We start from the raw sequence: 24,171 nt of genomic DNA, 5'->3' as shown, positions 1-24,171 counted from the left end.
TACTGGAAAGAAGTGGCACAAATATTGGGATTCTACCGTCACCGCAACAGGCCCTGCGCGCCGTTGCTCACGAAGAGCGCCATGAGCCTAGGGTCTTGCGACTGTCCCAGCACGCTTGGCCGGCTCCATCGTTAGGGATTCCACCCGACCACTTCTTAGCGTCAGTCTCTTGGTGCATACGCTTTGGATAAGGCCTTCGCTATGACTCGCCAGAACGATAATGCCGGCCCTTTCCGCAAGTTCGTCCATGCGCCTCTTGGCCTTCTCCTGGAAAGAGGCATCGCCGGCGCCTATCCACTCGTCCATCAACAGAATCTCGGGATCGAGCGCGGTCGCCGCCGAAAAGGCCAGTCGCGCGGCCATCCCTTGGCTGTAAGCCTTGAATGGCAAATCGATGAAATCCCCGAGCTCGCTGAAAGCAATGATGTCCTCCATCTTCTCTTCGATCTCGGCTTCCGTCCACCCGCTGATCAGTCCACGCAAAACGATGTTCCTGCGACCGGTGGCCTCGCGACGAAAGCCTATGTTGATGTTGAACAGAGCGTCGACTTTTCCTTCTATCGCCACGTTTCCGGCGGATGGCTCGTAGATGCCGTAGAGCACCTTGAGAAGGGTAGTCTTGCCGGCACCGTTCGGGCCAACCAGCCCCAGCCGGTCGCCGGCCTTCAATTCGAAACTGACGCCGTCGAGCGCCTGCACGAACTGCTTTCTGCCCGAGCCTTCGATTCTACCGCCTGGCCTGCCCACACGCCGATCCGGCGCGGAAAGCGTCAGCTTTTCGTGCAGTTTGTAAACAAGGCCTACGTTGTCCAGCTTGATAGAAACCATCGAAAACTCAGATGATGAAGATGATTTGCCTGCGATAACGACCAAGCAGCAACAATGCAATCATCCATGTAGCCAAAGACATGACGATCGTTACAGTGAACGCATGAGCTGGAAATTCTCCCTTCATGATCGGCAAACGGACGATCTCCAGAAAATAAGTGAACGGATTCCAGTGGTAGGCGTATTTCTGGACACCCTCTTGGCCGTTATACACCCAGAAAACGGGTGTGAAGAACATGCCGACCCGCAATAAATTGCCAACAATGAACTGGCTGTCGGGAAAGAAAGCTCCGAGAAACGCGAATACGGTGATCATTGCGGGCGTGACCAGCAGTATCAGGAGCAGTCCTGCAACTGACCATAGCCACGGAGAGGCGATCGAAGGGCCGCTCAAAAGCAAAATGGCAACGCATCCCGCGATCGCATAGCCCGCCCTTATCGAGGATTGCAATGCCAATCGCATCACATACACAAACAAAGGCAGCGTCGTGCCTTCGATGAAGCTCTCTTCGCGCTGAAAGAGCGACACGCTCAAGGACATGACTTCCATCAGGTAGAACCATACCAGGAGGCCTATGGCGACATAGGCAGCATAACCCGCTGCATCCTTGCCGGCGGGCTGGAACACGAAAACGAATGTGCCTACGAACGCGACGTAGTTGACCAGGAGCCAAAGAGGGCCGAGCGTCGTGCGTCTGTGCTGGTCGCCGATGTCCTCGTGGGCAAGCGCGATCCACACCCGGTGCAATCTCATAGCCTTGCTGATGTCGTCGACGGCGCCGTTAAATACTGCAATCATCGCTGATGGTGTCGCATTTTGTTTCTGGGATTCATAGCTGTGATGGAGCCGCCGGAGACCTCTTCACATCGATTGCGACACGCATATGGCAAGGCGCTGCGTCGTAGTGAAGCTGCCAGCGATTCGCAAAGCGCACATCGGGATATGCAGTACGATCTCCCGTTCCTTGCCAACCAGACGAAGTTCGCCGCCGATCCAAAGCACATCACGACGTCGGATCTGCGGTCGGTCATCCGACGAGACGCGCAGACCGCGGCGGCAGGGCGACGAGCTGGTTGATGACACATGCTTGAGGCCCACCGTTGCCGAAAACCAGGCGCTGGTCAGAGCACTGCGCGTGCCTGTCAGGTGTTTTTGGCGTGCAATGATGGATGACAGGCGCGATGCTGTTCGCCTCATGCGACCGGCGTTTCCTGGCTGCCGTTCCAGCAGTGTGCAAGGGGCCCGACTGCATCCACACCAGCGGCGGCGGTATACCTGACATGTCGGGCGCCCGGGAGCTGGGGTAGGGGCGGAAAGGCTGCTTGTGACCTGTCCTGACTTTTCCGGCTTGGCGATCCATCGTCCGCAGTGGGCTGGATCGGAGCGGTACGTGCGGCGTTTCAATAAATTTCGTCCATGACACACCCCGGCAACTTGCTTCATCGTCGGCTCCAACTGCGCTCATCGCGACTTTAACTTGCGAAGCGACGTTTGATGCGATCGACCATCGCTCGTACTGGGGCGGATGCGCGCCAGGTCGTGCTGGAGGTCATGGCGGCCACGCGGGCCTCCGCGTCCAGGCTTGCCTTCCGCATGCGTTCAATCTCGTCGACCAACTGCGAATTGTCAGAGCGCAGGCGCTCCAGTTCGGCATGGATTTTGGGCGAGTGCACGCTGGCTATATGAGACCATAGCTGTCGTTGTGATCGGTCCAGGTAAGTCTCCCGGTCCAATGCGTGGGGCTGGAGCTGATCCCGGACTGCAGACGCAAGCCTGCCGAGGCCCATCACGGCTACGGTGTCTGGAAGGAATACAGTCGCGTGAGTGGTGCCGAGATGATCAAGAAAGCGCTCCGCATTGACAATCGCGTCGGCGATCAGGTTGGCGTCGTGCAAGCAAACGATGCAATTCGGTTCCATGAGTGGCAAAACGCCGACAAAGTCCGAAAAACAGGCCTTATCGGTATGCTCTCCGTCAATTAGCGCAAGCGTGGCCTTGGGGTCGATCGCCTCGGGACGCACATCGGAGACGTCACTATCTATCGTGGTCAGTTTGGCCATTGCAGCGGGCGGAAGCAAATCCGAGAGCATGGCGACCATTCGGGCCGCCGAGTTTTCTGGGTAGTGAAAGACCTGGGCGCGCTCGTCTGGCTGGGCCGCAGGCCGCGGATCGACTGATACCGCGACTTCGCAGGCCGGATCGATCAGGTGCGGGAACAGGCTGCCGCCGAGATGTGAGCCAACCTCAAGGTAAACATAACGGCCGAACACCGATCGAGCGAAGTTCTGCACCCGCAGGAAACTCGTGCGGTCACTGAGGGTGGTCTCAGTCTTGACCTGGAAAACGGCAATGTCGAGCGTTTCGATCATGCCCATCGCTTGATCGGCGGTTGGCATTGGGGTGGCTCCGTTTAGCAATGGGTTGCGGCTGGCTTGCACAGCGCTGTTGGTTGGCCGTCGCAAAGTGATTGTTCAGTTGCACTTCGGCTGGATATCCGCAACAGCATATTCCGATTCGAAACCGAAGTGGCTTGAAAGGTCGATTGTGAACCGTCTCTATACAGATCTCCTCATCAAGATCATTGCCAATACCATCTACAGCTCCGGTTCGCAGGTGATTGACCCCTCGAAGGTGGGAGAGTCGACCCCCTTTAATCGCGAGGATCGCCTCCTGGGTCGCGATTGGCCGACAATTGCTCATTCTATGGCGGGTGTGAAACGTTTGACGAACGTGCGTGACCTCGTCCAGCGAGCCATTAATGAGAACGTGCCTGGGGATTTCATTGAGACCGGCGTTTGGCGCGGTGGCTGCAGCATCCTCATGAGGGGAGTACTGGCCGCCAATGAGGTAAAAGACAGGAAGGTTTATGTCGCCGACTCATTCGACGGTCTGCCGCCGCCGGACGCCGAGAATTTTCCTGCCGACCAGGGAGACAGACTACACGAATATCGCCAGTTGGCGATTGATCAGGCTCAGGTTGAATCCAACTTTGCTGCCTATGACCTTTTGGACGATCAGGTGATCTTCGTCAAAGGCTTGTTCGGGGATACCTTGCCTGACTTGAAAGCCGGTCCATTCGCCCTCATCCGGCTGGACGGCGATATGTATGAGTCGACGATGGACAGCCTTGAAGCGCTTTATCCAAGGCTGTCGCCCGGCGGCTTTGCGATCATCGACGATCTTGCGCATCTGCCATGCCTGCAGGCGGTCGAGGATTACCGCGCACGTAACCGCATCAAAGCTAAGATACACGAGATAGACTGGACCGGCGGTTGGTGGCAAAAGCCGATTGCCCACAGCTGACCCATGGAATCGCGATGAAACCGAATCACGTGTCCATCGTTGTTGTCGCTTACAACATCGCCCGAGAACTGCCCCGGACCCTGCTTTCGCTGGCAACGCCCTATCAGCAAGGCGTGACGACGGACGACTACGAGATCATTGTCGTCGACAACGGATCATCACCAGCCGTTCGCGGGAGTCTGGTCGCGGAATATGGGCCGAATTTTCGCCTGCTGCGCATCGATGACGCATCACCCTCGCCTGTGGCTGCCGTCAACCGCGGGATACAGGAGGCCAAAGGCGACAAGATCGGGGTGATGATCGACGGCGCGCGGATCGTGACGCCCGGTTTGGTGCATTTCGCGCGCATCGGCCTGGACATGGCACCGATGGCAGTAGTGGCTGCGCCTGGCTGGTATCTTGGAAGCGATATCCAAGCCAATGCGCCTGCGAATGGTTATACAAAGGCCATCGAGGATTCGCTTTTGCAATCCATCCTATGGCCGGAAGATGGGTATCGGTTGTTCGAGATCGGGACGATGGATGAGTCGTCGGTCGATCCGTGGTTCTCACCGATACACGAAGCGAATGTCCTCTTCATGAGCCGGGAGGGTTGGCAGGCGATCGACGGCATGGACGAGCGCTTCAGCTGTCCGGGCGGCGGCCTGGTCAACCTCGACACGCTCGAACGTGCGATGAAGCTGTCGCAAGCACAGCTCATCCTCACTCTGGGAGAGGCTACATTTCACCAACTGCATGGCGGGGTGTCCACCAACGCAAGCGTCGAGCGGCAGCGCAAGAACTGGATCGTCTGGAAGGCTGAAAGGGATGCATTGAGGGGGACAGGCGAGTTTACTTTTCACACCCCCTCGGCATTCGTGGGCTCGCTGCCTTCATCGCTTCTGCCGCACCTTGCCCGGGCGACAATTGCAAACCCATTCAGGGTCGCTCCAGCCACCGCCGCGGGCTTTAGGGCGCAGTTGAAGCCCCCAGAAGAACGCGTGCCGACGAACCGGACAGCGGCGACGCTGGTTGAGTTGGCCAAGGGTCAGTTTCAGTCGGGGCATTACCAGACGGCGGCAGACATCCTTCGCATGGCAAGCACGCATGCACCAGCCGAGCTTGCGGCGTCGCGACTTCTTTCTTCTGCCGGCATTCTTGCCCGACACAATCCAGTTCGAAACGCCGCCTATTTTACTGGGATCGGTGATGCGTACTTTGCCATCGGCGACAACGAAACGGCAGAAGTCCAATACCGCAAAGCATTAGACCTCAACCCTGATACTGTGGGGGCCCATGTCGGCCTGGCCAACACACGGATGTCCGGGCCTTTCTACTACGACTGGCTGGAGCGTCTTTACTCGGAGCTAGAACCCGCGGTCGTGGTGGAGATAGGCGTCTGTGACGGCGTATCGCTCTCCAAGATCAAGGCTCCGGCTCTTGCAATCGGGATCGATCCCAATCCACGCGCCACGGTAGCACTCAGCACAGAAACGCACATTTTTCCTGAGACGAGTGACGCCTTTTTTGATCGCGGCGGAGCGGATGTCTTGCTAGCCGGCCGCCCGGTGGGTGTAGGGTTCATTGACGGTCTTCACACTTTCGACCAGGCATTGCGCGATTTTGCGAACCTCGAACACTACTGCGACATTGGCTCGGTTTTGCTCGTGCACGACACTGTTCCCCTGGACGACACGACGCAAAAGGTTCCGCCGACAACGCAATTCCACACCGGCGATGTCTGGAAAATGGTTCCGGCACTCAAGGCGCTTCGCACTGATCTCGACGTGTTTACCATTGCAACGCCTTGGACTGGGCTCACCGTCGTATCCGGCTTTGGCAAGCGTAGATACGATCCTTCGTGGATTGTCCAAGCGGAAGAACGCTTTGCAAACATGGAATTTACCGAGATCGCGGCAAATCTTGGGGAAGCGCTTTGCCTGGTTGCAAACGAATGGGAGCCGGTTTTTGCGCGGCTCAGGACCAACCTCGTTGATAAGGGGAGGAGACAGCCACAATCAGAGCAACTGGCGGTGGCAAAGTCCGACGCCAAGGAGGCTACGATGGGCGGGTTCTTGCATCAGTACTTTTTGAACAACAACGGCAAAGAGATCTACAAATGGCTGCACTATTTCGAGGTTTATGAACGTCACTTCGAAAGGTTCAGAGATCGAAGGCCGGTCGTCGTTGAAGTCGGCGTCTACAAGGGAGGATCGCTTGAGATGTGGCGAGCCTATTTCGGCGAGGGCGCGCGAATTATTGGAATCGATATCGATCCTGCATGCAAGGCGCACGAGTCGCAAGGGGTGGAGGTCTTCGTTGGAAGCCAGGATGACACTCAACTCCTCGATCGGATCGTCGAGAAGTATGGTCCCATCGACATCGTCATCGATGACGGCAGTCACATGATGGACCATGTCATCGCGACATTTGAGCATCTCTACCATCATGTGCAGCCGAACGGCGTTTACTTCGTCGAGGACACGCATACGAGCTATTGGGAGGACTATGGCGGCGGGCTCCGCAAGCCGGGGTCGTTCATGGAATTTGCCAAGGGAAAGCTCGACGAAATCAACGCTCATCACGCTCGTGGCGCGTTGCCGGCGAACGCCTTCACCCATGCAACAGACTCAATCTGTGTCTATGACAGTATTGTCGTCTTTGAAAAGCGGCCGCAGGGCAAACGTCAGTCTCTCATGACAGGACAGGGGTAGATCGAGTTCCGGCCATGCTGGTGTTCCCTCGGTTCTCACACCGCCAAGCCAATTTATCGGTTCTGGCTTCGGGTTTTCGAGAGTCACTTCCCGAGAGCGCGAGGTTAGGACTTCTCATACCGCCGCCGAAGCCGCCCGTCCTCTGCCGATCGCCCAGATGAAGCCGACGATTCGCGCGCGACCAATTTCAATCTCTCCTGCGAGCCCAAAGAAGGATCTTTCGGTTGAGGTCACAAAAGTTGCAAGGACTGAAACTTCTTTGTCAATTGCGCGCAGCATGGTTTGGCTGCTTTCAGCAGCGGCAGCGTGCGAATTGGATTCACCGAGCGCGATCTGGCGACTCTTGGCAATTTCAAGTTCGATCGAGCCGACCTGCTCGCCCAGTTTCGTCAAAGAGGCGGCATTGCCCCCTAGAATTTCGGTATTTGATTGCAACATCATCAGAAGCGCCGTTGGTTCTGGCGAATCTGCCGTCCATGCAGCTCCTTTACGATGTGAAACCATCTCCGGCGCGAATGCGAGAGACCAATCTCTAGGAGGCGCTCGCGGGCCGTGCGGGCAGTTGCGGGCGTTGTTTGAAGCGAATGAGATCAACCGCGTTGTAGATGAGGCTTAGTTGATCTTCCGGTATCCCCCTCGAAGGCACTTAAGCCTACACGCTTCGCCTAAAGTACCTTTGCTCCGCAGCGGTTCCAAACGTGGCGGGACCTATTGAACTGGAAATTCAACTCGACCACGCCGCCCGAGCGAGAAAAATGGCCGCCGTCGAAAGCTATTCCCCGCTCGCCGATGAGGCCCATCGGACACTCGATCGGGACCCGCAATGTCTCGACAGAGAACGCCTCATTGCCAGCATTTTGATTGGGAGGGCTTATGGGGACCAGAATGGGAACTGATTGGACAATGCACAGCCCATTGCCAGGCGCCTGAAGTTGGAAGGTACTCGCGTCTTGCGCGCGGGACGATCAAGCCGGAAGTGGCGCCTTAACCACACGCACATCTAAAAAACCTCTGGCGATGCCCCCGACTCCGCGCTATGCGATAGGGGGCGGCGGGATTGAAGATTTGGCACTCTAACAGGTGGCCGGTGACGGATGAAGTCGATCTGGCGCCACTAGCGTACTTCGCGCCTGGAGTTCAGTACTATCCATGACCTCATACGTAGAAGTCGTGTCTGGACTTCGGCCGAATATGCGGCTCCTAATTGTCATCGTGATGGCCACCCTGACGCTTGGCGTGGGCGAGCATTGACGACTTGAGCAACTACCCATCATCCGGAAATTTGCACGATGCGACGCCGCAGGCCGCCGAAGCGGCGCCGAAAGCAGCGAAGCGTACCTGCATCATGGTGATCGGCATGCATCGATCGGGCACCAGCGCCCTGACTAGGGCGATTAGCCTGCTTGGTGCTGAGCTGCCGAAGACCATGCTTGGCGCCAATCCAACCAACGAAGAAGGCCACTGGGAGCCGCAACGGCTGATGGAGCTTAATGATCGGATGCTGGCCGAGCTCGGCAGCCGGTGGGATGATTGGAGATCCCTTGATCCCAACGTTCTTATTCCGGGGCGCCTGCAATTCTACCAGGCCGAGATCGCTCGGCTGATTGACGAAGAGTATGGCAGTGCCTCGCTCTTCGTACTCAAGGAGCCGCGAATATCTCGTTTCGTGCCGCTGTACATGGGTGTCATGAAGCAAATGCGTATCGACGTTCGCTATGTGCTGATCGGGCGCAACCCCTTGGCGGTGATCGCGTCTCTGGCCAAGCGTGACGAATTCACGGTCGGTTTCAGTTCCCTTCTTTGGCTGCGCCATGCGTTGGAGGCCGAGCACGCGACGCGGGGCCAGCCGCGGATTTTCCTATCCTATGAAGGCATGTTTGATCAGTGGCGCGAGGGGATCGACGGGATCACAAGCACCCTGAAGATCGACTGGCCTCTGCCCAAGGCGGAGTGGTCGGCAGCCCTTTCCAATCATTTTGCGGATAAGCATCAGCACCATGCTGCGAGCCGAGGTCAGTTAGAAGCTGACCCGAGGATCGATGATTGGATCAAGCAAGTTTACGGCGCAGTGAAGGTACTTGAGGAAGACCAGGCCGATGCCGCGGCGATGTCGCGACTTGATGCGGTGCGTGGCGCCTTCGACAGCCTCAATCCGGTTTTCGGAGCAGCGTTCTTTGCCGAGATATCCGCTCGCGAAAAGGCGGCCGCCGAACGGCTGGCGCAGCAGCGATGCGCTGCCGACGAACAGGTGGCTGAGTTGGAGAGGAACCGCGCCGAAGCGGCTGCAAGAGGGGCGCAACTGACGGAGCAATTGAATGACCTCCAGCGTCTGGCCGAAGAGCAGAAGGCGGATGCCGCGGCCCGTGAAGCTGATCTGAGGGCAAACGCCAAAGCCCGCGAGGCTGATTTGATGGCAAAGGCCGACAGTGAAGCGCTTCGGGCCAACGATGCGGAAAGCCAGCTTGAAAGTGTGGCCGAACAGTTGAAGGCGGCTCAAAAAGAAACGATCCAGATAAAAAACAGCCATTCGTGGAGGGTGATGTACCCGGTCAGGTATCTAAAGTCGCTACTAAGATCTGACGCCGGATAGACGGGCGACAGTGCGTAAGAGCCGGTCGTGACAAAGAAACATCCTTGGCATGTAAACAGGTGCGGATCTGAGATTGACGAGCTATCTCTCCGGCAATGTTGGGTCGCGCATAGGATTCGATCCAACTCCAATCTAAAGCGCCTCGGCCTCGGCGCGCGCCTCCCGCCGGATCGCCTAGATTGACAGGTAACCACGTGCATTTCCAAAAAAATCTGGCGAAGCCCCCAACTCCGCGCTATGCGATAGAAGGCGGCGGGTTGAAGATTTGGCACTTTGATAGGTGGCCGGTGTCGGATGACAATCGATCTGGCGCCACTTTAGCGTTACTATCTTCGCGCCTGGAGTTCAGTACTACCCAATGACCTCATACGTAGAAGCCGTGTCCGGACTTCGGCCGAAGATACGGCGCGCTATCATCATGCTTCAGGACATCGTCATGGTCCTGATCGCGGTGGCGCTCAGCCTGGTTTTGTCGCGGTCTGGTCTGTCGTTCGGGGCGCTGTCGCCCACGGGCCTGGCGTGCTGGGCAAGCATCGTCGTTCTAAGCCATCTGCTGTTCAGATATTGCGGCCTCTATAACACAGTGTGGCGCTTCGCCTCGACGCCGGACTTCTTCAACATCCTGAAGAGCTGCGCGACTTTGACGGTGTTGCTCTATCTCGCCTCGCTGACGTTTCGTACCTTCCAGCCGGTGATCGGCCTCAACGAGCGCCAGTTCATTGTCTTTTTCCTCGTCTCCTTCACCATCATCTCTGCTCCCCGGCTCTACTACCGGTTCCTCCGTGACGGAGCGAGCTGGGCGATATTGAGCCGCGGCTCGAACAATCCGCTGGTCAAGCAGGCGCTGTTCGTCGGCAGGCTGGGCGAGGCTGACGTCCTCATCCGGTTCACGCGCACCGCGAACCCGGCGGAATATTCCATCGCCGGCATCATGGCGATCGGCACCGAAGCGCCCTTGGGCACGCGCATCCAGGGTGTTCCCGTGGTGGCCGTTCGCCCCAGTCTGGTCGAGGTCCTGGAGGAATACGCCAAAGGCACGGAGAATCTCGACATGCTGATTTTCGGCAACGGCGCCGAAAGCGAGATCGAGGAATACGCCGAACTGGTTCGCGTCGCCCGCCACAGCGGCATATCCGTCGTGCGGTTCTCGGGCGTCTCCGAGCTCGGGCAGGGCGGCAAGCTGGTGCTCGACGCCGTCGAGATGGAAACGATCATGCGTCGTTCGGCGGTTGCCACCGACGTCGGACGCATCAGCAGCTTCGTCAGCGGCAAGCGGGTGCTGGTGACGGGCGGCGCCGGCTCCATCGGCCGCATCCTCGTCAAGCGTTCGCTGGAACTCGGCGCCGAGGCCGTGCTGGTCGCCGATATTTCCGAGTTCGGCATCTTCCAGCTCGATCAGCTGATCGACGAAGAGGACCATGCCCGGCTGACGAGCCGCATCATCGACGTCACCGACCGGCGGCAGATGACCCGCGTCGTCAGCGAGTTCAAGCCTTCCATCATCTTCCACGCGGCGGCGCTCAAGCATGTGCCGCTGCTCGAGGAGAACTGGGAAGCGGCGATTCAGACCAATATTTTCGGCACGCTTGCCTGCGCCGAAGTCGCGGCCAAATGCGGGGTTCCGCAGTTCCTGCTGATCTCGAGCGACAAGGCGGTCGATCCGAGCTCGGTGCTCGGCATCACCAAAAGGGCGGCCGAGCAGATCGTCAGCTCGCTCCACGAAATGCAGGCGGCCGGGCAGGGCGGGCGCCGGCCCGGCACCAAGTTCATTGCCGTGCGCTTCGGCAATGTGTTTGGCTCCACTGGCTCGGTCGCCACCATCTTCCAGGCGCAGATCGAGGCAGGCGGCCCGGTCACCATCACGGATCGGCGCATGACCCGCTATTTCATGACGGTTGCCGAGGCCGTCGACCTCGTCATCATGTCTGCCGCCGATGCCGAACAGCGTCCGGGCAAGGACGACTATGCCATCTATATGCTGGACATGGGCAAGCCGGTGCCGATACTCGAGGTGGCCGAAACCATGATCCGTATGGCCGGCAAGAGCCCCTACACTGACATTCCGATCCGCTTTACCGGAATCAGGCCCGGCGAGAAGCTGCACGAGACCCTTCAGGGCGAGAACGAAGAGATCGTCACGCTCGACATCGCCAAGATTTTCGGCCTGAGGACCGACGTCGTGGAATGGCCGAGAATCCAGGCCGCGTTGACGTCGCTGCAGGCGGCGATTCGGGACCAGGACAAGGCGGCCGCCCTTGCCGTGCTGGCGGAACTGTATCAGGCGGAAAAGCCCGTTGCTGGCGCGCGACTGGAAGCACTGCCGAAAATAGTTGGACAAACTCGTTAGACCTGTCCTGCGCGGCAATGATTGGCTATTGAAACCGATCCGATAGCCATTTGTGCAGCCTAGGTGATTCTAGACCCGTGACCAGACAAGATCAGCGTGTGGCCGTGCTGCTGGGCGCGAAGGACGGTGCGGCCTTCATTGAGGAGCAGTTGCAGTCCCTGCTCGCCCAGTCGCATCCGCTCGTCGACCTGTGGGTTTCCGACGATGGATCCACCGATGGCACGCAAGCCCTCGTCGAGGCTTGGCGGCCTCGCTGGACTAAGGGCTCCCTGACCCTGGTGAAGGGGCCCCAAAAGGGCTTCGCCGCCAATTTCCGCTCAATGATCGTCGATCCACGCATCGACGCCGACTACTACGCCTTTTGCGATCAGGATGACATCTGGGAGCCTGACCGGCTGGAGAGCGCGCTGCGCTGGATGCGATCGCTCGACGCGGAAACCCCTCTTCTGTTCTGCTCGAGAACCGCGACGATCTCAGAAACCGGGAGTGCTGCAGGCTATTCGCCGCTGTTCCGGCGCCCGCCATCATTTCGCAACGCCCTGGTGCAGAGCATTGCCGGCGGCAACACGATGCTGATCAACCGCGCCGCCCGTCACCTGTTGGCCAAGGCATCGGCAAAGACGGAGTTCGTCAGTCACGACTGGTGGGCCTACTTGATCGTCACCGCCGCCGGGGGCATGGTCCGCTACGACCCGCGGCCCTTGGTGCGCTACCGCCAGCACGCGGCAAACCTGGTCGGCGCCAATGTTTCCTGGAAAGCAAGGCTCTCCAGGCTCGGGCGCCTGTTCAGAGGTGAATTCGCCAGCTGGACCGACAGCAATCTCGGTGGTCTCGCAGTCAACCGCGACATACTGACCAAGGACGCTGCGGCCTGCCTCGGCCTGTTCATAAGGGCTCGGAACGGCGGTATCTCCCGCCGCTTGCGGCTTCTGCGCAGAAGCGGCGTTTACCGACAGACACTACCGGGGACGCTTGGCCTCTATCTGGCATTTGTCTGGCGCCGGATCTAGAGCATGGCCCCAAGCGGATTCCGGTTTTTGGAAAGGGCTATGCTCAAACAAAAAGATAGAGCCCCATCCCGATTCTACCGAGATGAAACAGGCTCTAACCCATGAAAGGGCACAAGCGAGCGTTCGATCTGGTGATCGCAGCCTCGATGTTGGTGGCGACGTCGCCCGTGCTGCTTGTCGCTTTGCTGGCGGTCAAGGCGTCGTCACCCGGCCCGGCTCTGTTTTCGCAGATCAGGGTCGGGCAAGGGGGCGTGCTTTTTCGCTGCCACAAGCTGCGGACCATGTACCGGGGAACGCCGTCCTTGCCCACGCATGAGGCGCCGTCACAGGCCATTACCGCCGTTGGCAAGGCATTGCGCCGGGCCAAGATCGACGAGCTGCCGCAACTCTGGAACGTGCTCAGGGGCGAAATGAGCCTGGTCGGGCCGCGGCCGTGCCTGCCCACGCAGACCGAACTTGTGGAGCGTCGCCGGGCGCTCGGCGTGCTGTCGGCGCTTCCCGGCATCACCGGCCTCGCCCAGATCCGCGGCATCGACATGTCGGACCCGAGGCTCTGCGCGGAAACCGATGCCGAATATCTCAGGACGGCCTCGATCGGCCTCGATCTCAAAATACTGCTAGGGACGATCTATCGCGCGTGAGCGGCGGCCGATTTGCGCCGCCGCGCCAGTTCGGTGAGTTGGTCCAGCGTGTCGGCTTGCGGAATCCATCCCTCCGAGACAAGCAGCGACGGATCGCAGATCTGACTTGCCGTCAGGGCGTCCCACGCCTTGCCTTTGCCAAGCACCTTCGCCGCCGCGCGCAGGGGGGCTCCCGGCACGGCAAGCAGGCGCGGCGGCCTGCCGAAGCCGCGCCGAAAGGCGGCGACGATCTCGGAAATAGTGGCGGGCGGGCGGTCGCCGGCGACATAAATGGGCTGAAGCGCCGCCGGCTTGGTCAAAAGCTGCAGCACCGCGCCGGCCACCGCGTCGGACGAAATCAGCGAGCGGATCCCGGTCAGGGCTCCTGTCGGCAGCGGCAGGGCGGTATCGGCGAGCCGCATCAGCGTTGCCAGGTTCCCCTTCATGCCCTCGCCATGAACCGGCGGCAGGCGCAGCACCGCGGCGTCGGAACGGCCGGCCGATCGATAGGCATCGAGCGTCCTGATCTCGCCTTCGCGCTTCGATCTGCCATAGGCGTCTTGCGGGGCAGGGAGCGTCTCCTCATCGATGGTGCCGCTGAAGCCGGGACCGACCACCGCCCGGATCGACGACAGGTAGAGGAAGCGTCCGCTTGCCAGCGTCGCCGCGGCACCCGCAAGCTGCCCGGTCAGCGCTCCGTTCACCGCCAGATAGTCGTGCTCGCTGGCGTCGCGGTCATTGTTCAGCGCCGCGCAGTGAACGACATGCGTCACATCCTGCATCACCGCCAGGAACGCATCGGCCGGGGCATCGAAGCCGGGCAGCAGAACCGCGTCGCTTGTCCGCCCCAGCCGTTCCGGGTGACGCGAGGCGATCCGCACCTCGAGCCCAGCATCGCGCAGTCGATTCACGACCTGGCGTCCGACGAGTCCCGTCGCGCCTGTGACCAGCACTTTCATGGCGTTACCCCGGGTTTGCGCATCCCCGTGGTCAGGCGGCCGGAGCCGCCGCCGCCAGCTCCCGCGGCAGCTCCTGCTGGCGTCCCGATGCGAGGTAGGTCCCGGCGACCACGAAGACCATGAATGTTGAATCGAGGATATCGTGGCCGAGCAGGATGCCGGTCATTCCGCCGATCAGGTAGATGATCACCGTGACGGCGACCATCGTTGCGCCGAAGCGCTCCAGCGGATCGGCGCTGGCGCGCAGGACCCTTGCCGCGTTCCACGCCGCGACCACGAAGATCGCGGCCAGCGTGATGGCCCCGGCCAAGCCAGCCTGCACCAGCGCTGTCAGAAAACCGTTGTGGAAATGGCTGAAGCCCGCGGCCATGCCGAACTGGTCGTGAAAACCTTGTTTCATCAGCGCCTGGCTGGCGGCGATGCCATGGCCGAAAATCGGAGCGTCCCGGAACGCATCGAGCCCGATTTGCCACAGTGCCACGCGCAGTCCCGTCGCCGTCGAATGGTCGCCCTTGGCAAGCGCGTCCCAGTCGCTGAATAGGAAATCCGCACGTTCCGACACGATGTGGAAACCGAGAATGCCGATCACCAGCGACATCGCGGCGGCGATCAGCAAGAGACGCGCGAGACTTGCCTCCTCCAGCTTGCGCCGGTTGATCAGAAGCACGGCGAGGACCGATACCGGCACGGCCACCCAGATGATGCGTGTGCCCGAATAGAGGATCGCGATGATGCCGGTCACGGCCGCCAGGAGCAGCAGGCCCTTGGGTCGCTCAATGCCCGAAAGCGCGCCGGCCAGGCACATCATGACGCCGAGGCAGGTGACCGTGGCGAATGGGATGGCGTTTCCGGCTCCGCCCTCGGCCCGCATGCCTAGCCAGTAATACTGCGCCACGGCCAGCACGAGGGCGCCGAAACATGCTGCCATGCTGGCCACCACGACGATGCGGGCAAGCGTCGCCTTGGCGGTGATGCTCCAGCTCGAGTAGGAGATCGGGAAGAGCAAGAAGGTGACCAGCGCCAGGAGATGCGGCGCATCGGCCCGGAGCGCGTTGTTGACGACCGACGCCAGCAGATATGCCGCGCAATAGGCATAGATTGCGACCGTCATGGCGAGCATCGGCGGGTCGAAATTGAAGCGCCGCCGCCTCAGAGCGAGCAGAAGCACCGACCAAAGGCCGCCGCCGTTGAACACGAAACTCACGGCCGAACCCAGCACCGGCGGACAAAAGAAGCAAAGGATCGAGAAGTAGACGTTGATCTGCGCGGGCGTGAGGTGCCGTCTGATGGATAAAAGCGGGTTCAATGCTCTGTTTCGCAATGTCTGGGGGTCGTTGGGACGCCGTGTTGGTCCGCGACGGCGGACGCGATCACCTTCGAAGCCTATCTGGTGCCACGGCGCGCGGGTAGCATTTCTGGTCGTATAGCGGCTGGGTCCGATTCCCGATAGTGCGGCCGCTGGAGGGCTCATCACAAATCGGCAGCCCGGCCCGCATCCGCGTGAGCGGGAACCTCGCGCTGCCGGGCTGGCTGCGGTCACCCGAAAGGCAATAGTTTCCCCGTTCTTTGGCATGCATCAGGCGGTAGGGCAGGATTTTCCTACATACGCACCGATCGTGGAAAATTCATTCCGGATTGGCCGTCTGGCGGGCGCGTCTGGCATTGTTCCCCGCAATCACGATCTGCTAGAACGCCGGCACGAATGTCCAGAAGCAAAGCTTGAACCGGGCTGTTTTTACGAAACGGTGCCTGATCCGTTGATGCAAGGTCTGGATGGCACGAGAGAACGCTCACAGTCCATGAATATCGCACTTACGCACCTGCAGCGGCTCGAGGCCGAATCCATCCACATCTTCCGTGAGGTGGCGGCCTCCTTCTCCAAGCCCGTCATGCTCTATTCGGTCGGCAAGGATTCCTCGGTGCTGATGCACTTGGCGATGAAGGCCTTTTTCCCGGCCAAGCCGCCGTTTCCCTTCCTGCACGTCGACACCACCTGGAAGTTCCGCGAGATGATCGCCTTTCGCGACCAGATGGCGCAGAAACTCGGCTTCGACCTCCTGGTGCACGTCAACGAGGACGGCGTGCGCGACGGCATCAACCCGTTCGACCATGGCTCGAACACCCATACCCATGTGATGAAGACCGTGGCGCTGCGCCAGGCGCTCGACAAATACGGCTTCGACGCCGCCTTCGGCGGCGCCCGCCGCGACGAGGAGAAGTCGCGCGCCAAGGAGCGCATCTTCTCCTTCCGCAATGCCCAGCATTCCTGGGATCCGAAGAACCAGCGGCCGGAAATGTGGAAGATCTTCAACACCCGCATTGCCGCCGGCGAGTCGATCCGCGTCTTTCCGCTGTCGAACTGGACCGAGCTCGACATCTGGCAGTACATCCTGCAGGAAGATATCCCGATCGTGCCGCTCTATTTCGCCAAGGAGCGGCCGGTGGTCGAGCGCGACGGCATGCTGATCCTCAAGGACGACGACCGCATGCAGTTGCGGCCCGGCGAGGCGGTCGAGAACCGGCTGGTCCGCTTCCGCACGCTTGGCTGCTATCCGCTGACCGGCGCCATCGAGTCCGATGCCGACACGCTGGAGGCCATCGTCGGCGAGATGCTGACGGCGCGCACCTCCGAGCGCCAGGGCCGCCTCATCGACCGCGACGAAGCCGGCTCGATGGAAAAGAAGAAGCGCGAGGGGTATTTCTGAGCATGCGCCACATCATGGCCAAAAGCCTCGCCCCCACCGACTCGATCCGCGAATACATGGCCGCGCAGGAAAAGAAGTCGCTGCTTCGCTTCCTCACTTGCGGCTCTGTCGATGACGGCAAGTCGACTCTGATCGGGCGGCTGCTGTCGGACACCAAGCAGATCTTCGAGGATCAGCTTGCCGCGCTGGAGCGCGATTCGCGCAAGCACGGCACGACAGGCGACGACATTGATTTCGCGCTGCTTGTCGACGGGCTCGAAGCCGAGCGCGAGCAGGGCATCACCATCGACGTCGCCTACCGCTTCTTCGCCACGCCGAAGCGCAAGTTCATCGTCGCCGACACGCCCGGCCACGAGCAGTACACGCGCAACATGGCGACCGGCGCCTCGACCGCCGATCTTGCCATCGTGCTGATCGACGCGCGCCAGGGGGTGCTGCGCCAGACCAGGCGGCATTCGATCATCGCCTCGCTGCTCGGCATTCGCCACATCGTGCTGGCCGTCAACAAGATCGACCTCGTCGATTTCGACCAGGCGGTGTTTGACAAGATCGTTGAGGACTACAGCCGGTTCTCGCACAATCTCGGCTTCCAGACGATCGCGCCGATCCCGATGTCGGCCCGCTATGGCGACAATGTCTCCAGCCGCTCCGCCAACATGCAATGGTATTCCGGGCCGACGCTGATCGAGCACCTGGAAACCGTTTCGGTTGACGAGGCCGCGGTCGAGCAGCCATTCCGTTTCCCGGTGCAGTACGTCAATCGTCCTAATCTCGATTTCCGCGGTTTTGCCGGCACCATTGCTTCCGGCTCGGTTGCGCAGGGCGACGAGGTCGTCGTCGCCAAGTCCGGCAAGTCGTCCCGCGTCAAGCGCATCGTCGCCCATGGCGGCGACCTTGCCCAAGCGGTCGCCGGCCAGGCGATCACGCTCGTCCTCGACGACGAGGTCGAGGTCTCGCGCGGCAACATTCTGGTCGCGCCGGCGTCGCGGCCGCAGGTCGCCGACCAGTTCGCCGCCAACATCGTCTGGTTCGACGAGCACGCGCTGCTGCCCGGCCGCTCCTACATCCTGCGCACCGAAACCGACCAGGTGAGCGCCACCGTCACCGAGCTGAAGTACCGCGTCAACGTCAACGACTTCGCGCACGAGGCGGCGAAGTCGCTGGAGATGAACGAGGTCGGCATCTGCAATCTCTCGACGCGCTCGCCGATCGCCTTCGACAATTTCGCCGAGAACCGCACCACCGGCGCCTTCATCCTGATCGACCGCATCAGCAATGCCACGGTCGGCGCCGGCATGATCCTGCATTCGCTGCGCCGCGCCGAAAACATCCATTGGCAGTCGCTCGATGTCGGCAAGCGCGGTCGTTCCGATCTGAAGAACCAGCGCCCGGCCGTGTTCTGGTTCACCGGGCTTTCCGGCTCCGGCAAGTCGACCATCGCCAACCTGTTCGAGAAGAAGCTGTTCGCCTCCGGGCGCCACACCTATATCCTCGACGGCGACAATGTCCGCCACGGCCTCAACCGCGATCTCGGCTTCACCGACGCCGACCGTGTCGAGAACATCCGCCGCGTCGCCGAGGTCGCCCGCCTGATGGCCGATGCCGGCCTGATCGTCATCGTCTCCTTCATCTCGCCCTTCGCCGCCGAACGGCGCGTGGCGCGCGAACTGATGGCGGATGGCGAATTCGTCGAGGTGTTCGTCGACACGCCCTTCGAGGAATGCGCCCGGCGCGATCCGAAGGGTCTCTATGCGCGCGCGCTGAGTGGCGAGATCAAGAATTTCACCGGCGTCGATTCACCTTATGAAGCTCCGGAGAATCCTGAAATCCATCTCAAGACGCTCGGCAGATCGGCCGAGGAGATGGTAGAGGCCCTGGAACTCTGGCTGAACGAGCGTGACATTGTCGAAGACCAATACGACAACGGCGGCGGCATCTGACGACGAGGTAATGCTCGGCGTGTTCGAGCGCCTGGCGCTGGAAGCCGGGCGCGAGGTCATGCGCGTCTTTCACGAAGGCTGCGCCGTCGACCGCAAGTCCGACTCCTCGCCGGTGACGGAAGCCGACCGCGAGAGCGAGAAGATCATCCTCGCCGGCCTGCGCGCCGCTTATCCGGCCATCCCTTGCGTGGCCGAGGAAGAGGTGGCGGCCGGCATCGCGACGCCCGATCTCGACGGCGTCTTCTTTCTCATCGATCCGCTCGACGGCACCAAGGAATTCGTCAACCGCCGCACCGATTTCACCGTCAACATCGCGCTCATTCGTCACGGCGTGCCGGAAGTCGGCGTTGTCTTCGCGCCCTGCACCGGGCGTTTCTTCTCGGGCCGGCCGGGCAGGGCGGAAGCGATCGAGGTCGACGGCGATTTCAATATCACGGGCCGCCGGACCATCGCGGTGCGGGCAGGGGGGACGCCGCTCGCCGTCGTCGCCAGCCGCTCGCACAATACGCCGGAAACCGATGCCTTCATTCGCGACCTCGGCGCCGCCGAGATCGTCTCGGTCGGCTCGTCGCTGAAATTCTGCCTCGTCGCTGCCGCCGAGGCAGACGTCTATCCACGCTTCGGCCGCACCATGGAATGGGATACCGCGGCGGGCGATGCGGTATTGCGCGCAGCCGGCGGCATGACGCGCACGCTGGACGGCCATCCGCTCGCCTACGGCAAGCGCAACCAGGCCAGCGACGCCGATTTCGCGAATCCGCACTTTATTGCGAGCGGGAAGGCAGCCAAGGCAGTGTGAGCGGCCGCGATCGGGTCAGCCTGACCGCTGCTGGAGGCGCTGCCTGTCGATGATTTCGATCTTGCGGCGGGATCTGATCTCGATAATCCCGTCGCGTTTCAGCCTGGACAGCTCGCGCGAGACCGTCCCGATCGTCAATCCCAGGAAATCGGCGATCTCGGCCCGTGTAAGCGGCAGTTCGAAGGCCAGCGTCCGATCGTCTTGCGCGACCATGGGGTCGAGATGTCTGCCGATCTGGCCGAGGAAGCTTGCCAGCTTCTCCGAGGCAGTCTTGCGGCCGAGCGCGACCATCCATTCCCGCGCCTCGTCGACATCGCGCAGCGCTTGCTTGAGCAGCCGTCCCTCCAGCATCGGATTGCTGGCGACCATGCGCTCCAGGGCACGCTTCGATATGCGGCAAAGCTCGACATCCGAGGCGGCTTCGGCGGTGACCGCGCTTTCGTCGGCATAGAGCCTGCCGACGAAGTCCGGCGCGAACTGCAACCCGACGATCTGCCGGCGTCCATCGGCTAGCGTCTTGATCAGCTTGACCACGCCGCGCATGACATTGCTGTACGCCGTGATCGACGCGCCTTCGGAAAGCAGTTCTTCGCCGGCGCCGTGCCTGACGACTCTCGTATGCTTGGCGAAGGCGAGCAGCTCATCCGCGTTGAGCACGCCGCACATGCCGTTGTGACGCGCCTCGCAGCTTTGGCACAGTGCGGGAACGTTGGAATTGTGGACGTCCTGGCGGCCGGCGCTCATCTCATTTCGGCAGTGGTCATACTTTCTACAATGCCGCGAAAGCACAGACTTTCAAAGTGCAAACCGGGCAATAGGGCAGGCCAATTTGCGCTAGCGCAAAGACAGCTTCTGCCAGCGCGTATAAGGCGGGCCAACCACCGCCGTTCATGCACGCGAAAGGCAGACCTCGCATGACCAAGCTGACTGTCACCGAACGGCAGATTGGGCTTATCATCTGCCTTGTCGTGGCGGCGATCGGACTTGCCATGGCCGCCGCGGGTCGCGGCGAGCCTTTTGGCGTCCAGGGCTTCACCGTGCTCCTTCTCGCGCTGGCGTTGAGCGGCTTCATCATCGCCAGATGGGATGCGCCGCCGCCGGACCGGTCCCTGCTCGAGCACTACTATGACGATCCGACCAAGGTGGGCATTGTCCTCACCATGTTCTGGGCTGTCATCGCCATGTTCGTTGGCGTTTGGGTTGCGGCGCTTTTGGCCTGGCCGGAGCTGACCTTCGACGCTGCCTGGGCGAGCTTCGGCAGGTTGCGGCCGGTCCACACCAGCGGCGTCATCTTCGGCTTCGGCGGAAATGCCCTGATCGCCACCTCCTTCCACGTCCTGCAGAGAACGTCGCGCGCCCGGCTGCCCGACCAATTGAGCCCCTGGTTCGTGCTGATCGGCTACAATCTCTTCTGCATCGTTGCAGCCAGCGGCTATCTCCTGGGCATCACCCAGTCCAAGGAATATGCGGAGCCGGAATGGTATGCCGACCTCTGGCTGGTGATTGTCTGGATTGTCTATTTCCTGATCTTTGTCCGCACGCTGGCCCGCCGCAAGGAACCGCACATCTATGTAGCGAACTGGTACTACATGGCCTTCATCCTGGTCGTGGCGATCCTGCATATCGTCAACAACCTGGCTGTGCCGATCTCCTTCGGCAGCGCCAAGAGCTACTCGGCCTTCTCCGGCGTGCAGGATGCGATGACGCAATGGTGGTACGGCCACAACGCCGTCGCCTTCTTCCTCACCTCGGGCTTCCTCGGCATGATGTACTACTACCTGCCGAAGCGCGCCGGGCGGCCAATCTTCTCCTATCCGCTTTCGCTGATCAGCTTCTGGGGCATTACCTTCATGTATATGTGGGCAGGGTCGCACCACCTGCACTACACGGCGCTGCCGCAATGGGTGCAGACGCTCGGCATGACATTTTCGCTGGTCTTGCTGGTGCCGTCCTGGGCCTCAGCCGGCAACGCCTTGGCGACACTCAACGGCGCCTGGCACAAGGTGCGCGACGACGCGACGCTGCGCTTCATGATGGTCGCGGCGGTCTTCTACGGCCTGTCGACCTTCGAAGGGTCGTTCATGGCGATCCGCGCCGTCAACTCGCTCTCCCACTACACCGACTGGACAATCGGCCATGTCCACGGCGGCGCGCTGGGATGGGTGGCGATGATCACGTTCGGCTCGATCTACGCTTTGGTCCCGTGGATGTGGAAGCGGCCGGCGATCTATTCGCCGAAACTCGTCGAGGTGCACTTCTGGCTCGCACTCTCGGGCACCATTGTCTACGTCTTCTCGATGTGGAACTCGGGCATTATCCAGGGCCTGATGTGGCGCACCTACAACGAGAACGGAACGCTCGCCTATTCCTTCCTCGACACGGTCGAGGCGATGCATCCCTATTATGTCGCGCGCACCTTCGGCGGGCTGCTGTTCCTGCTCGGCGCGATCGTCGGAACCTACAATGTGCTGATGACCATCCGGCAGGCGCGCCTCGAGCGTGGCGTCGAGGCCGGTGGCGAGGTCGACCTGCCGCTCGGCAGGCCTGCCGCACAGCCTGGAGAATGACCCGTGGCTGACCTCCATCGCAAACTCGAACGCAGCGCCATCCGCTTCATGCTGGCCATCATCGCCGTCGCCTCGATCGGCGGCCTGGTCGAAATCGCGCCGCTTTTCACGATCGGCTCCACGGTCGAGGCGGCGCCCGACATGCGCGTCTACACGCCACTCGAGGTCGCCGGGCGCAACATCTACATGCGCGAAGGCTGCTACGCCTGTCATTCCCAGATGATCCGGTCGTTGCGCGACGAGGTCGAGCGTTACGGACCTTACTCGCTGGCGGTCGAATCCAAATATGATCACCCGATGCTCTGGGGGTCGAAGCGCACCGGGCCCGATCTAGCCCGCATCGGCGAGAAATACTCGGATGCATGGCAGGTGGCGCATCTCAACAACCCGCGCGATGTCGTTCCGCAATCGATAATGCCGGCCTATCGCTGGTTGCTGCGCACGCCTTTGAAGACCGACGATCTCGGCAGGCACCTGGCCGCCTTGCGGACCGTCGGCGTGCCCTACACGGACGAGATGGTCGCCAACGCGCCGATCGATGCCTATGGCCAGTCCGCGCCGGATGACGACAAGGCGCGTGGCGTCACCGAGCGCTACGGCAAGGCGACCCATGTAAGGGCTTTCGACGGCAATCCCGGCGAGTTGACGGAGATGGACGCGCTAGTCGCGTATCTGCAGATCCTCGGCGGATTGACCGATGCGGCCAGGAAGACCGACCAGACGGCGCTGGGGGAATGAGCATGCATGACGCGGTGGTCGCAATCTCCAAAAGCTGGGGCCTTTTCTATCTCCTCGCTCTGTCCGCCGGGGTGGTGATTTATGCCTACTGGCCGTCCAATCGAGCCGGGTTCGATCGCGCCAAAAGCAGCATTCTGGACAAGGACGACAAGCCGTGGATGTAGGACGACGCGACCCTGTCACCGGCCGCACCACGACCGGTCATGAATGGAACGGCATTGAGGAACTGAACACGCCGGTTCCCAAGGTGGTGCTGTTCTTTCTCGCCATCGGAGCGCTGTTCTGCCTTGGCTACTGGCTGCTGATGCCTGCCTGGCCGCTTGGTTCGACCTACACGAAGGGCCTGCTCGGCAACGACCAGCGTCGCATCGTCGATCAGGAGGTGGCAACCGCGAAGGCTCAGCGCGCCGCTTGGCTGGACAAGATCCAGGCCTTGGATTTCGCCGCGATCAAATCCGATCCGGTGCTGATGCAGGACGTGACGAAGGCCGGTCACGTGCTGTTTTCGGACAATTGCGCGGCTTGCCACGGCATCAAGGCAACCGGGGGGCCCGGCTTCCCGGATCTGACGGCAAAGTCTTGGCTTTGGGGCGGGGAACCCGAGAAGATCGCCGAGACGATCGGCATCGGCATCAATTCGACCAATGACGATACCCGCGTTTCGCAGATGCTGGCATTCGGCCGCGACGGCATACTCGATCGTCAGAAGATCACCGACGTCGTCGCCTATGTCCGCTCCCTGTCGATGCCGGACGCAGGGTCGGCCGAAAGCATCGAGGCCGGCCGAGAGGTTTTCGCCGGCAACTGCGTGGCGTGTCATGGCAAGGACGCCAAGGGCATGCATGAGCAGGGTGCGCCCGACCTCACCGACAGCCATTGGATCTACGGCGGCACGCTCCAGGATGTGTATTCGACGGTCTATTCCGGCCGCCAGGGGCACATGCCGAACTGGAACGCGCGGCTGACGCCGGCGGAGATCAAGCTGCTCGCGCTCTATGTCGGTCAGCTTGGGCAGGCCAAATGAGAACGGCGGCCATGATTGCCGGTCTATCGGCGCGAAGGCGGGCAAAT

General features: G+C 61.1%; 21 protein-coding genes. 13 read left to right on the top strand and 8 right to left on the bottom strand.

Going from position 1 to position 24,171, the window contains the following annotated elements; translation table 11 throughout:
- Positions 1-87: 87 nt before the first annotated feature.
- From EN786_RS06990 to EN786_RS06975, 4 genes are all read right to left on the bottom strand, one after another.
- On the bottom strand, positions 88-828 hold the full coding sequence (locus EN786_RS06990) for an ABC transporter ATP-binding protein (RefSeq protein WP_127310551.1): 741 nt from the start codon (positions 826-828) through the stop codon (positions 88-90).
- Between the two features lie 7 nt (positions 829-835).
- On the bottom strand, positions 836-1,627 hold the full coding sequence (locus EN786_RS06985; protein ID WP_127310552.1) for an ABC transporter permease: 792 nt from the start codon (positions 1,625-1,627) through the stop codon (positions 836-838).
- Between the two features lie 63 nt (positions 1,628-1,690).
- Positions 1,691-2,026, bottom strand: a complete 336-nt coding sequence (locus EN786_RS06980) for a hypothetical protein (RefSeq protein ID WP_127310553.1) — start codon at positions 2,024-2,026, stop codon at positions 1,691-1,693.
- Between the two features lie 275 nt (positions 2,027-2,301).
- Positions 2,302-3,225, bottom strand: coding sequence for a class I SAM-dependent methyltransferase (locus EN786_RS06975; RefSeq protein ID WP_127310554.1), 924 nt, complete (start codon positions 3,223-3,225; stop codon positions 2,302-2,304).
- A 148-nt stretch (positions 3,226-3,373) separates the two neighbouring features.
- On the opposite strand from EN786_RS06975, the gene EN786_RS06970 reads away from it, so the two are divergent.
- Together EN786_RS06970 and EN786_RS06965 are read left to right on the top strand one after the other, a co-directional pair.
- Positions 3,374-4,132: a TylF/MycF/NovP-related O-methyltransferase gene (locus EN786_RS06970; protein WP_127310558.1), complete on the top strand. Its 759-nt coding sequence runs from the start codon at positions 3,374-3,376 to the stop codon at positions 4,130-4,132.
- The gene (locus EN786_RS06965; protein ID WP_127310555.1) at positions 4,105-6,825 is read left to right on the top strand and encodes a class I SAM-dependent methyltransferase; all 2,721 of its coding nucleotides are present in this window, start codon (positions 4,105-4,107) and stop codon (positions 6,823-6,825) included. The genes EN786_RS06970 and EN786_RS06965 overlap by 28 nt, the downstream gene beginning before the upstream one ends.
- Positions 6,826-6,939: 114 nt before the next feature.
- Here the strand turns inward: EN786_RS06965 and EN786_RS06960 are convergent, their stop codons facing one another.
- A complete protein-coding gene (locus EN786_RS06960) occupies positions 6,940-7,266 on the bottom strand; it encodes a hypothetical protein (protein ID WP_127391635.1) in 327 nt (108 codons plus the stop codon).
- 814 nt (positions 7,267-8,080) lie between these two features.
- On the opposite strand from EN786_RS06960, the gene EN786_RS06950 reads away from it, so the two are divergent.
- From EN786_RS06950 to EN786_RS06935, 4 genes are all read left to right on the top strand, one after another.
- Positions 8,081-9,415 carry a sulfotransferase domain-containing protein gene (locus EN786_RS06950; RefSeq protein ID WP_127391636.1) on the top strand — a complete coding sequence of 445 codons (1,335 nt, stop codon included), beginning with the start codon at positions 8,081-8,083 and terminating at the stop codon, positions 9,413-9,415.
- A 358-nt stretch (positions 9,416-9,773) separates the two neighbouring features.
- Positions 9,774-11,762: a nucleoside-diphosphate sugar epimerase/dehydratase gene (locus tag EN786_RS06945; RefSeq protein ID WP_189524271.1), complete on the top strand. Its 1,989-nt coding sequence runs from the start codon at positions 9,774-9,776 to the stop codon at positions 11,760-11,762.
- 98 nt (positions 11,763-11,860) lie between these two features.
- Positions 11,861-12,772: a glycosyltransferase family 2 protein gene (locus EN786_RS06940; protein ID WP_245478364.1), complete on the top strand. Its 912-nt coding sequence runs from the start codon at positions 11,861-11,863 to the stop codon at positions 12,770-12,772.
- Positions 12,773-12,873: 101 nt separating this feature from the next.
- Positions 12,874-13,413, top strand: a complete 540-nt coding sequence (locus tag EN786_RS06935; protein WP_127310934.1) for a sugar transferase — start codon at positions 12,874-12,876, stop codon at positions 13,411-13,413.
- On the opposite strand, the gene EN786_RS06930 is transcribed toward EN786_RS06935, so the two are convergent.
- A complete protein-coding gene (locus EN786_RS06930) occupies positions 13,401-14,351 on the bottom strand; it encodes an NAD-dependent epimerase/dehydratase family protein (protein WP_135908100.1) in 951 nt (316 codons plus the stop codon). The genes EN786_RS06935 and EN786_RS06930 overlap by 13 nt on opposite strands.
- A gap of 31 nt (positions 14,352-14,382) precedes the next feature.
- Positions 14,383-15,657 carry an O-antigen ligase gene (locus EN786_RS06925; RefSeq protein WP_127310936.1) on the bottom strand — a complete coding sequence of 425 codons (1,275 nt, stop codon included), beginning with the start codon at positions 15,655-15,657 and terminating at the stop codon, positions 14,383-14,385.
- 493 nt (positions 15,658-16,150) lie between these two features.
- Between EN786_RS06925 and cysD the strand changes: the two genes are divergently transcribed.
- The 3 genes from cysD to cysQ are packed head-to-tail and all read left to right on the top strand — an operon-like array spanning position 16,151 to position 19,795.
- A complete protein-coding gene (cysD, locus tag EN786_RS06920; protein WP_127310937.1) occupies positions 16,151-17,056 on the top strand; it encodes a sulfate adenylyltransferase subunit CysD in 906 nt (301 codons plus the stop codon).
- Positions 17,057-17,058: 2 nt separating this feature from the next.
- Positions 17,059-18,996 carry a sulfate adenylyltransferase subunit CysN gene (gene cysN / locus EN786_RS06915; protein ID WP_189340585.1) on the top strand — a complete coding sequence of 646 codons (1,938 nt, stop codon included), beginning with the start codon at positions 17,059-17,061 and terminating at the stop codon, positions 18,994-18,996.
- Positions 18,997-19,006: 10 nt separating this feature from the next.
- Positions 19,007-19,795, top strand: coding sequence for a 3'(2'),5'-bisphosphate nucleotidase CysQ (cysQ, locus tag EN786_RS06910; protein ID WP_189524274.1), 789 nt, complete (start codon positions 19,007-19,009; stop codon positions 19,793-19,795).
- 15 nt (positions 19,796-19,810) lie between these two features.
- On the opposite strand, the gene EN786_RS06905 is transcribed toward cysQ, so the two are convergent.
- Positions 19,811-20,539: a Crp/Fnr family transcriptional regulator gene (locus EN786_RS06905; RefSeq protein WP_135908096.1), complete on the bottom strand. Its 729-nt coding sequence runs from the start codon at positions 20,537-20,539 to the stop codon at positions 19,811-19,813.
- A 170-nt stretch (positions 20,540-20,709) separates the two neighbouring features.
- Here EN786_RS06905 and ccoN point away from each other — a divergent pair, with 170 nt between their 5' ends.
- From ccoN to ccoP, 4 genes are read left to right on the top strand one after another with little or no spacing between them, the layout of a single operon-like run.
- Positions 20,710-22,362, top strand: a complete 1,653-nt coding sequence (gene ccoN, locus EN786_RS06900; RefSeq protein ID WP_189340544.1) for a cytochrome-c oxidase, cbb3-type subunit I — start codon at positions 20,710-20,712, stop codon at positions 22,360-22,362.
- A 3-nt stretch (positions 22,363-22,365) separates the two neighbouring features.
- Positions 22,366-23,100, top strand: a complete 735-nt coding sequence (gene ccoO / locus EN786_RS06895; RefSeq protein WP_128273696.1) for a cytochrome-c oxidase, cbb3-type subunit II — start codon at positions 22,366-22,368, stop codon at positions 23,098-23,100.
- Positions 23,097-23,264 (top strand): cbb3-type cytochrome c oxidase subunit 3, encoded by a 168-nt coding sequence (locus tag EN786_RS06890; RefSeq protein WP_127310520.1) that lies wholly within the window; start codon positions 23,097-23,099, stop codon positions 23,262-23,264. The genes ccoO and EN786_RS06890 overlap by 4 nt, the downstream gene beginning before the upstream one ends.
- Positions 23,255-24,124: a cytochrome-c oxidase, cbb3-type subunit III gene (gene ccoP, locus EN786_RS06885; RefSeq protein WP_127310519.1), complete on the top strand. Its 870-nt coding sequence runs from the start codon at positions 23,255-23,257 to the stop codon at positions 24,122-24,124. Before EN786_RS06890 ends, ccoP begins: the two co-directional genes overlap by 10 nt.
- Positions 24,125-24,171 lie beyond the last annotated feature (47 nt).

Origin of the sequence: Mesorhizobium sp. M4B.F.Ca.ET.143.01.1.1 (assembly GCF_004792275.1) — a bacterium.
Taxonomy (GTDB): Bacteria; Pseudomonadota; Alphaproteobacteria; order Rhizobiales; family Rhizobiaceae; genus Mesorhizobium; species Mesorhizobium abyssinicae.
This window is presented reverse-complemented; position numbering and strand designations above follow the sequence as displayed.

Bases quoted from the DNA above. Each gene is read 5' to 3' on its own strand.
- cysD (WP_127310937.1), top strand. From the start codon at position 16,151: ATGAATATCGCACTTACGCACCTGCAGCGGCTCGAGGCCGAATCCATC.
- ccoN (WP_189340544.1), top strand. From the start codon at position 20,710: ATGACCAAGCTGACTGTCACCGAACGGCAGATTGGGCTTATCATCTGC.
- EN786_RS06960 (WP_127391635.1), bottom strand. From the start codon at position 7,266: ATGATGTTGCAATCAAATACCGAAATTCTAGGGGGCAATGCCGCCTCT.
- EN786_RS06905 (WP_135908096.1), bottom strand. From the start codon at position 20,539: ATGAGCGCCGGCCGCCAGGACGTCCACAATTCCAACGTTCCCGCACTG.
- EN786_RS06945 (WP_189524271.1), top strand. From the start codon at position 9,774: ATGACCTCATACGTAGAAGCCGTGTCCGGACTTCGGCCGAAGATACGG.
- cysQ (WP_189524274.1), top strand. From the start codon at position 19,007: ATGCTCGGCGTGTTCGAGCGCCTGGCGCTGGAAGCCGGGCGCGAGGTC.
- EN786_RS06930 (WP_135908100.1), bottom strand. From the start codon at position 14,351: ATGAAAGTGCTGGTCACAGGCGCGACGGGACTCGTCGGACGCCAGGTC.
- EN786_RS06935 (WP_127310934.1), top strand. From the start codon at position 12,874: ATGAAAGGGCACAAGCGAGCGTTCGATCTGGTGATCGCAGCCTCGATG.
- EN786_RS06890 (WP_127310520.1), top strand. From the start codon at position 23,097: ATGAGCATGCATGACGCGGTGGTCGCAATCTCCAAAAGCTGGGGCCTT.
- EN786_RS06980 (WP_127310553.1), bottom strand. From the start codon at position 2,026: ATGAGGCGAACAGCATCGCGCCTGTCATCCATCATTGCACGCCAAAAA.
- EN786_RS06990 (WP_127310551.1), bottom strand. From the start codon at position 828: ATGGTTTCTATCAAGCTGGACAACGTAGGCCTTGTTTACAAACTGCAC.
- EN786_RS06975 (WP_127310554.1), bottom strand. From the start codon at position 3,225: ATGCCAACCGCCGATCAAGCGATGGGCATGATCGAAACGCTCGACATT.
- cysN (WP_189340585.1), top strand. From the start codon at position 17,059: ATGCGCCACATCATGGCCAAAAGCCTCGCCCCCACCGACTCGATCCGC.
- EN786_RS06985 (WP_127310552.1), bottom strand. From the start codon at position 1,627: ATGATTGCAGTATTTAACGGCGCCGTCGACGACATCAGCAAGGCTATG.